The following is an 8,410-nucleotide window of genomic DNA, read 5'->3' as shown; positions in this document are numbered from 1 at the left end:
GGGTGAAAGTAAATGGTCAACAAGCAGAAGTTACAAACGGCAAATACTCTCATCGAGTCCTTTTATCAGAAGGAGTAAATACAATTCATGTCATTGCCCAGGATAAAGCAGGTAATAAAACGAAAAAATCGGTATTGGTGGATGCCAAACTTACTGCTCCTTCTATAAAAAATTTACAACCAGCAACAGACAAGTACTTGAAATCAGGTGAAACAGTTAAGGTGGAATTTGACAGTGAGGCTGGCTTAAAACCTGTATTCGCGCTTAGAATGTTAACGAACACAAAAAATACAACAAATAAATTGTCAAGTACTGCATCTGAATTTCCAATGATGGAAACATCCCCTGGTCATTATGTGGGCTATTACAAGGCAACCTCCAATGTGAAGGTAGCCGGAGCAGAAGTAGAAGTAACGGTTTCAGATGGTTATGGAAATGAAACAAGAAAAATAGCGACTGGTAAACTATTTATCAATAAGAAAAAGTAAGAAAGTGAAAAGAGCGGAAGCAGTTTAAAAACTGTTTCTGCTTTTGTTGTAGAAATGAAAACCCTAGGTTAGGCCAAGGGTTCTAAACTTGGAAAAATGTGAAAATATTAGTTATTAATTGTATACCTTATTCAACTAGCGGGTGCTTTACCTCAATAAGGGGTAAAGCCTTTTTTCTTATTGAACTAAAGGGGCAGATTAATTGGTGGCTTTATCATCAAATTTCTTTAAAGTGAAGATAAATACGAACTGGTAGCGAGTATCCATTATGGTCGTATCATAGTGTGAATCTTCAAAATAATGGACTGTTTCAGGCTTATTTAAGATTAATTTGGTGGCGTATTTATGTATGCCTAATTCAATTCAAATACGTTGAAAGTCATACTTTTGCAGGATTTTTAAATGGATATTTTGATGAGGATACGAGTGGATTTGTGGACGAATGACTCAGTCTTGATTGACAAAAGGGGAATCATGCGTTGGAAAATGAGAGTAAATCGAACAAGGAACCACATCGTACACCCATGATTGATTTTGCAGACGCTGTTAACCGATCCATGGATGAGATCATATTAGCACCTCATTCAAATGAATGGGATACGGAATTTCTTAAGACAAAACATGAAATACRAAATCACACCAAGCTTGAAAGTAGCAGGATTGAACACATCGGCAGTACATCCATTAAAGGGCTAATGGCAAAACCAATAGTGGATATTGTCGTTGGTCTTGATGAAATAAAACAAATCGATAAATCATTTTCAGAAGGTCTTAAAAAAGCAGGCTTTTAAGATTAGGTGTGGAACGACCATCAGAAGTGGTTTTTGCGAAATTTACAGATGACACATATGATATGAAAACGCATTTGTGCCATGAGATTGAATGGTTGAGATGGGAGTGAAAGTGAATGACAAGAATGAAACGCATCGCCTTTCTACTTGTATTGTCTCTACTAGTCATTTCTTTCATATCCAATCCAAGTAATCAAGAATACCAAGAATTCAGTGAAGAAACGACCGGTATTAAGATTCCAAAAGATATAGAATTAGAAAGAATAAACTTTTATCTATTTTCCACTTATTCGGTGCAAGCATTGCCTTATGAACATGGAATAGTTCACTTAGGATTCATGGGGAAATTCTTTCAAATTTCGAATGGGCAGTATGATTATCCAAGTTGGTTGGAATTTTTCAATTGATGGGGAAGAAATAGCTTTCAATATGTTGTCAGGAAGAGGAAAATGGAGATAAATGTATAGCTCACTATCATGGTTGCTTAGGCAGCCTATTTCTTTTTATAGAGCTTTGGAGGTTAAGAATGATCAAAATTCGATATTTAGCAATCGTAATATATGCGGTAGTATTGGCTTCTTCCTTTACCATGTATCAGTCTCAACAAGCCAATCTGACACAAGAAGATAGAGGACGTCTGTTACCTGTCAAAATGAAATCCGTGAAATCAACCGATAGTGAAGATGAAATCCAAAGTATTGTTCGTAAGGCGGATCTGAAGGACGAGAAGATTTCGATAGCAGGTATGCAACACAGTCAAGGTGGTCAAACCCTTTATCCAGGGGGGATAATGCTCGACATGAAGCAATATAATAAAATTCTCAACCTGGATGAAAAAAATAAGCTCATTACAGTACAAAGTGGCGTGACATGGGCTGATATTCAATCTTACATAAATCCGTACGGTCTAGCTTTAAAAGTCAGTCAATCGCAAAACATTTTCACTGTTGGGGGGTCAATGAGCGTGAATGTTCATGGCCGTGATATCCGCCATCATACGCTGATTGAAACGATAGAATCATTTCGGTTACTTAATGCTGAAGGACAAATAATCAATGTGAGCCGGAATGAAAATGCAGAGTTGTTTAAACTAGTAATCGGTGGCTACGGGCTTTTCGGAGTTATCTTAGATGTGACCTTGGAATTGACAGAAGACGAACTTTATCAAGTACATACAGAATCAATTTCTTACGATGAATACACATCGTATTTCACAAAAAATGTTTTGCAAAATGATGATGTAAAAATGCATCTTGCCAGAATCTCAGTAGCACCAGATAGCTTTTTAACGGATATGTATGTAACTGATTTTTCTACTGCTTCTGATCAATCAAATTTAGAAGATTACACTTCGTTGAAACGGGAAAGTATCATTGCCATCCCTAAATTTTTCCTTGGTCTTTCGCGTCTGAGTGGTTGGGGTRAAAATACGTTCTGGAATATCCAAGAAGGATATAATGACCGGTTGGAGCATTCATATATGTCCAGAAATAATGTTATGCGGTCTGAGACAACTTTTATGGATTATGATAATGCTACAAACACAGAAGTGCTACAGGAATATTTTGTTCCGATTGATCAGTATTCTTCGTATATCGATGATTTGAGAAAATTGCTGAAAGATGAAAAAGAGATAAACTTATTGAACATCACAGTGCGCTACGTGGGGCAAAATGAAGAATCTGTAATGTCTTACACAAAAGATGACATGTTTGCACTCGTGATTCTTATTAATCAAGGCAAGAGTGAAGAGAGTATAGAATCCACAGGTCAAATCATCAGAAAAATGATTGATGTAACGCTGGACCATGATGGGAGCTATTATTTGCCTTATTATCACTATCCGACCAGGAAACAGCTGGAAAAAGCATATCCGAGAACAAATGAATTCTTCGAGATGAAAGAAAAATACGATCCAGAAGAGCGCTTCATGAATCTTTTCTATGAGGAGTATCACAAATGAATGCAAGAAAATTTATACTTTATCAAGGTACAGTTGGAATGGCAGCAAGCATGATTTTTCCGTTTTATATATTGCTGCTAAAAAATGTGGGGAACAGCTACGTCCAGTTCGGATGGGCTTATGGGCTTTTCGCATTAACTGCTGCGCTAAGTTATCCTGTAATAGGGAAATTCGCTGACAAAGCAGGAGACAAAATTCTTTTAATGATTTATTCATGGGGGATGGCATTGATTTTGCTGGTGTTCCCATTGGCTTTTGAAATCTGGCATATCTACGTACTTCAAATAATCATGGGTTTACTAGGTGCCGTCCAAAAAAACTCTGAAAAAACGATTCTGGCACGTATCGTTCAAAAAGAAACGGCTGGGAAGGAAATCGGTCGTTATCATGTTTGGACCTCTATAGGAGCTGCCGTTGCCGTGATTGGAACAGGCTATTTAGTCGATTTTCTGACGATTGGCAGTATCTTTTATCTGGCATCAATCGTTTTTGCATGGAGCGGGTTTTATGTGATGAGGCTTGATACGAAGGTTTAAACTTGGATTTTACAAACACTGGGGTCTCGCTCCGGTGTTTGTTTTTTTTGATGTCAATTCATTCAGAATAAAAAAATTAATTACTGTTCTTTTCTTACTGTGTTTTATATAAAATACACATAGTAGGTCTTAGATTATGCTTGTTGTCCTATGAAGATAATTAAAAATATTACTAAAATCAAAATTGAACCTAACCATTCATAATAGTAAGCCTTTTCTTCCCGATGTAAAAGCCATTCCTCAAATCCGCGAGTTATCCCCAGTAAAAAAAACAGAGCAAACATGGGAGTAGTCAAAATTAATCCTAAATTTGTTTGATTGGATGTCTTCTCAGCCAAGCTCATCATACTTGCAAAAAATAAAAAACAAATAACAAACTCGAAAGCAAGTATATAACGGTTTCTATCTTGAGAAATCATTCCTCTCCATTTGCTTTTTATATTCAGTCTTTTTTTAAAGTAAAATTGGGTAATAAATAGATAACTGGCAAAGGCAATGAATAACCCTGTTAGCGTRAAAGCATCCATGAAGCACCTCCTAATATTTGTAATTGTCACTATAATATTCTTCATCACTATTCAACAATCCTGCAAACTTAAATGTATTTTAAATTTGTACTGCATCACAGCGGTTGAAAATAGAAGCAGTATGGATTTGTATTTATTTTTCCAAAAATGAAGGGAAGGGATTACATTGGGTTGGTTTTTTGGAGTTATATTAGGTTTGCTTTTCGGCATGGGCGTTTACATTGACTGGAAAAGAAAGAAAATCAATAATTATCCACTTCGATTAACACACCCACATGCAAAGCCAGGCGATGATTCGAATTACCGGATGGGTGATAACAACAACTATACTGGTGGCGGGATGGATTGATACCTTTAGATTTATAGGAAGGAAGTGAATTTATGTGGTGGTTATTAATCGTACCTATTTTTTATCGCATTCATAGACGACTTCATGTAATGGAAGAAGAAGTAGCAAGATTGGATCAATTAAAGAAATCTATATTAATAAAATAATAAAAAAACCATCCGTGTGGATGGTTTTTTTATGTTTCCAGAGTTGGCTTTCACTTTGTTAAGCTAACCATCATTTTGAAGGATAAAAGGAGTACGGTCCGATATCTTGTATCCATATTTGTGCATTTTCCCCATTCGGTTCGGCTACCCACAAATCCCCTTTGGTAGAAGCGATATCGATTTGTCTTATCCAAGTGATTTTGTTTATCGAGGGCAGGAATTGTGGGTTATAATCTCCTTGATCTTTAGAAGGCATTGTTATTTGGATTTGTTTCTGACTGTCTAGAGTCACAAAATATAATGTTGGTTTGGGTCGTTTTTTAGGGTCATTTGACCAGTCAGTTTCTTTTACTCTGGATACGATAAGAGAACGGTCGTTGACCCATGTAAATCCCATGTCTGCATAGTTTTTGGGAGTAAGGGTCAAAGTATGGTATGCAGGGAGTTCAGTTACATTTAAATCCTTATCTTTGAAACCAAATACGATTCGCCCTCCGCCTGCGATATAACCGAGTAAACTGTCCTTAAATGACCACTTCGGCTGGAACTCGAGGATTACCTCGTCGAGTACGGTAAATTCTTTCCCTTCTGCAGAAATTACACAAAGCATATCACTGTCCATAGCCCAGGAAGCAGTTGGTGACACAATAAAAGATATCCATTTGTTATTTGGTGAATAAGCAAACGATTGGGCATTGATTGAAGGGATTTTTACATCATTTTTCTTAAGTTCTTTTGGAATAACTAAAAATTTTTTCACATGTTTTGTTAAGTCACTGATGTTTTGATAACCACCCTTTAATGAAATGGTATATAGGATTGGATGTGTCCATCCATCTGGCCTCAAGGAAGCACTTGATGATGCGATAAAGCCCTTTCCATTCGGCTGCCATTCATAATCGTCGACTCCTAGAGCGATATTATAAAAACTGGTTAAGTCAGATATGTTTAAAACACCGTCACTTTGAAAAGCCACAATATTTTCAGTTGGCGACCATTTTGGATCGTGTCCATCATAAAAAATTTTACGGTGCTTTTTGGTTTGTAAATCATAGACCCACAATTCATTTTCAGTACCTTGACTTTCATTAATGGTAGCCCTTACTTCTTTTTGATAAAGAAGCATTTTACCATCAAAAGACCACTGTGGGGGATAAGGATAATTTGATTTTTGATCTGTCACTTTTTTGTCTAAACCTTTATCGTTTATCCACAAATAGCCGTCCTTAATGTAGGCGACTTTAACTGTAGAATCAGTTGGTGCCGCATTCGATATAGTAGGAAATAAAAAACAGAATATCACTAACATATGAATAAGTTTCACCATACAATCACCTCTTAGTTCATATGTTGTGCCTTATTAAAAAACTTACACTTGAGTAAATGGGAAAGTTTTTCACGTTTTCTATACTATTATGCCGTGACTTAAAGAATATAAAATGATTGAATTTGCCATTTTGTAAAAAGTGATATAATTGACTGTATGTTTCACAATAATGAATTCGGGAAAAATATAGCATGTGAAAAATATGGCTTTTTTCACAAAAAATTTTTTAATTACTGTGCAAAATTTGTCTAAAATTTAGTTGAGAAGGGGATTACATAATATGAGTTTAACGCCAAATGAAAGAATTAAATTACATGGTTTTAACAATCTAACCAAAACATTAAGTTTTAACATGTACGATATATGCTACACAAGAACTAAGGAAGAGCGCGAGGCTTATATCAACTATATTGACGAACAATATAATGCAGAGCGTCTTACGAACATCTTGACCAACGTGTCAGATATGATTGAGGCAACCATTTTAAATATTGCGCAACAAGATTATGAGCCTCAAGGTGCGAGTGTGACGATTCTTGTTTCTGAAGGACCGGTCGATGAATCACCATTGGAATCATTCAAGCAATCTCCTGGGCCGTTTCCTGATACAGTAGTAGGTCATTTGGACAAAAGTCATATAACGGTTCACACATATCCTGAGTACCATCCTGACGAAGGAATCAGTACATTCCGTGCAGATATCGATATTTCAACATGTGGAGAGATTTCTCCATTAAAAGCTCTGAACTATTTGATTCACTCTTTTGAAACAGACGTAATGGTCATGGATTACCGCGTGCGTGGCTTTACGAGAGACGTGAAAGGTCATAAACTTTTCATAGACCATGACATCAATTCCATTCAAAATTTCATTCCTAAAAGTGTTCAGGACGTTTTCCAAATGATCGATGTGAATGTCTATCAGGAAAACATTTTCCATACAAAATGTAAACTGAAGAAATTTGACCTTAACAATTACTTATTCGGGTACAAGGAAGATGAGTTATCTGAAGAAGAAAAGATTGAGATTACGAAGAAGCTGAAAAAAGAAATGGATGAAATCTTCTACGCGAAAAATATGTCTTAAATAGACAAAAAAAGGTCCCAACAAAAGGGTAACGTGTTCCGTATTGATGTACAAAAGAAGAACTAACATATTAAAACGTTAATCAAATAAAAACAATTAGCACTGCAATTCAAATTGCAGTGCTTTTTTATTTTTATGCGACTCGATTTCTACAAGGTAAATTGGACTAAGAGCTCTCGTGGGTTTGGCATCCAATAAATCCGACTGAATTGATAACAGTATCTTCAAACTAACAATCCAAATTATTGGAGGTTAAAAAATAGGACAAGTTTCACTCTTAATTAAGTTGGGTGCTTTTTCTTCTGCTCAAGAATATAACAAAATAACAACCTTGCAATCATAAAACATTTTTTTATTTAATAAAAAAAAATAGTCATTGACAAAAAGATTACTTCAGGAATAAAGTATGTGTAATAACAATAAACTTTCCTAAGGGAAACTTTTTTGAGGAGGGTCAAACAATGAGCGAAGAAAACAACGTTTCTAGACGCGACATCTTAAAGTTGGGATCTGCCGGGGTCATTGGGGTAGCAGGCAGTTATTTGTTAAGTACAATGACTGGATTAAATCCCGTTATTAAAGCAGCTACACACAGTGGTAATAAGCACGGCAACATGAATCACAGTAATACAATGACGGATGTTTCAAAAAGTGAAGGCTATAAGATGGCTGAAAAAGCACTTACAACGTTTGATTATGGCACAGTAAGTGTGCTACCAAATGGGCAAACGTTACGTGTTTATGAAGTTGAAGCTATTGATAAAGAAATAGAAATTGCAAAAGGGATTAAATTTCCTGGATGGACATATAACGGAACGATTCCTGGACCGACGTTTCGTTGTACAGAGGGTGATCTTTTACGTTTCAACTTTATTAATAAAGGCAGTCATCCTCACTCGATTCATTTTCATGGAATTCACCCACCAGAAATGGATGGATTGGAGTCTATATATCCCGGACAGACATTCACGTATGAATTTGAAGCAAAACCATATGGATTACAAATTTACCATTGCCATGTCATGCCTTTAGCTCGACATATTCATAAAGGGTTATATGGTAATTTTATTATCGATCCAAAAAAGCCAAGAGAACCAGCGTTAGAATTGAACATGATCATGAATGGATTTGATTTGGATTTAGACGGCGAAAACGAATTTTATACGGTGAATGGTTATGCGAATGGATTTATGAAC

At 36.0% G+C, this 8,410-nt stretch carries 9 protein-coding genes and 1 pseudogene; 8 read left to right on the top strand and 2 right to left on the bottom strand.

Annotation, left to right across the window (positions count from 1 at the left end; genetic code table 11):
* The 5 genes and pseudogenes from AC1DSB_RS10375 to AC1DSB_RS10355 all read left to right on the top strand — a co-directional run.
* Nucleotides 1-488: pseudogene (locus AC1DSB_RS10375) on the top strand (peptidase S8); the annotation flags it as partial.
* A gap of 479 nt (nucleotides 489-967) precedes the next feature.
* Nucleotides 968-1,279, top strand: coding sequence for a GrpB family protein (locus AC1DSB_RS10370; protein ID WP_477586677.1), 312 nt, complete (start codon nucleotides 968-970; stop codon nucleotides 1,277-1,279).
* Nucleotides 1,280-1,395: 116 nt separating this feature from the next.
* A complete protein-coding gene (locus tag AC1DSB_RS10365; RefSeq protein ID WP_477532232.1) occupies nucleotides 1,396-1,686 on the top strand; it encodes a hypothetical protein in 291 nt (96 codons plus the stop codon).
* Between the two features lie 119 nt (nucleotides 1,687-1,805).
* Entirely contained in the window at nucleotides 1,806-3,242 is a 1,437-nt protein-coding gene (locus AC1DSB_RS10360; protein WP_477586676.1) for an FAD-binding protein, read from the top strand.
* The gene (locus tag AC1DSB_RS10355; protein WP_477586675.1) at nucleotides 3,239-3,778 is read left to right on the top strand and encodes an MFS transporter; all 540 of its coding nucleotides are present in this window, start codon (nucleotides 3,239-3,241) and stop codon (nucleotides 3,776-3,778) included. Before AC1DSB_RS10360 ends, AC1DSB_RS10355 begins: the two co-directional genes overlap by 4 nt.
* A 134-nt stretch (nucleotides 3,779-3,912) precedes the next feature.
* On the opposite strand, the gene AC1DSB_RS10350 is transcribed toward AC1DSB_RS10355, so the two are convergent.
* Nucleotides 3,913-4,305, bottom strand: coding sequence for a DUF4181 domain-containing protein (locus AC1DSB_RS10350; RefSeq protein ID WP_342543541.1), 393 nt, complete (start codon nucleotides 4,303-4,305; stop codon nucleotides 3,913-3,915).
* A 166-nt stretch (nucleotides 4,306-4,471) separates the two neighbouring features.
* Here AC1DSB_RS10350 and AC1DSB_RS10345 point away from each other — a divergent pair, with 166 nt between their 5' ends.
* Complete coding sequence (locus tag AC1DSB_RS10345) at nucleotides 4,472-4,654, top strand: hypothetical protein (protein WP_342543542.1); 183 nt, start codon at nucleotides 4,472-4,474, stop codon at nucleotides 4,652-4,654.
* Nucleotides 4,655-4,870: 216 nt separating this feature from the next.
* On the opposite strand, the gene AC1DSB_RS10340 is transcribed toward AC1DSB_RS10345, so the two are convergent.
* The gene (locus AC1DSB_RS10340; protein WP_477533171.1) at nucleotides 4,871-6,127 is read right to left on the bottom strand and encodes a TolB domain-containing protein; all 1,257 of its coding nucleotides are present in this window, start codon (nucleotides 6,125-6,127) and stop codon (nucleotides 4,871-4,873) included.
* A 280-nt stretch (nucleotides 6,128-6,407) separates the two neighbouring features.
* Between AC1DSB_RS10340 and speD the strand changes: the two genes are divergently transcribed.
* Both speD and AC1DSB_RS10330 read left to right on the top strand, forming a co-directional pair.
* Nucleotides 6,408-7,214, top strand: coding sequence for an adenosylmethionine decarboxylase (speD, locus tag AC1DSB_RS10335; RefSeq protein WP_016427012.1), 807 nt, complete (start codon nucleotides 6,408-6,410; stop codon nucleotides 7,212-7,214).
* 461 nt (nucleotides 7,215-7,675) lie between these two features.
* Nucleotides 7,676-8,410 (top strand): multicopper oxidase domain-containing protein (locus tag AC1DSB_RS10330; RefSeq protein ID WP_477586674.1); only part of this gene is annotated, 735 nt, incomplete at its 3' end.

This window comes from Paenisporosarcina sp. P4_E4_2, assembly GCF_056401595.1.
Note: the sequence above shows the minus strand (reverse complement) of the source record. Positions and strands in the feature narration are given on the sequence as shown.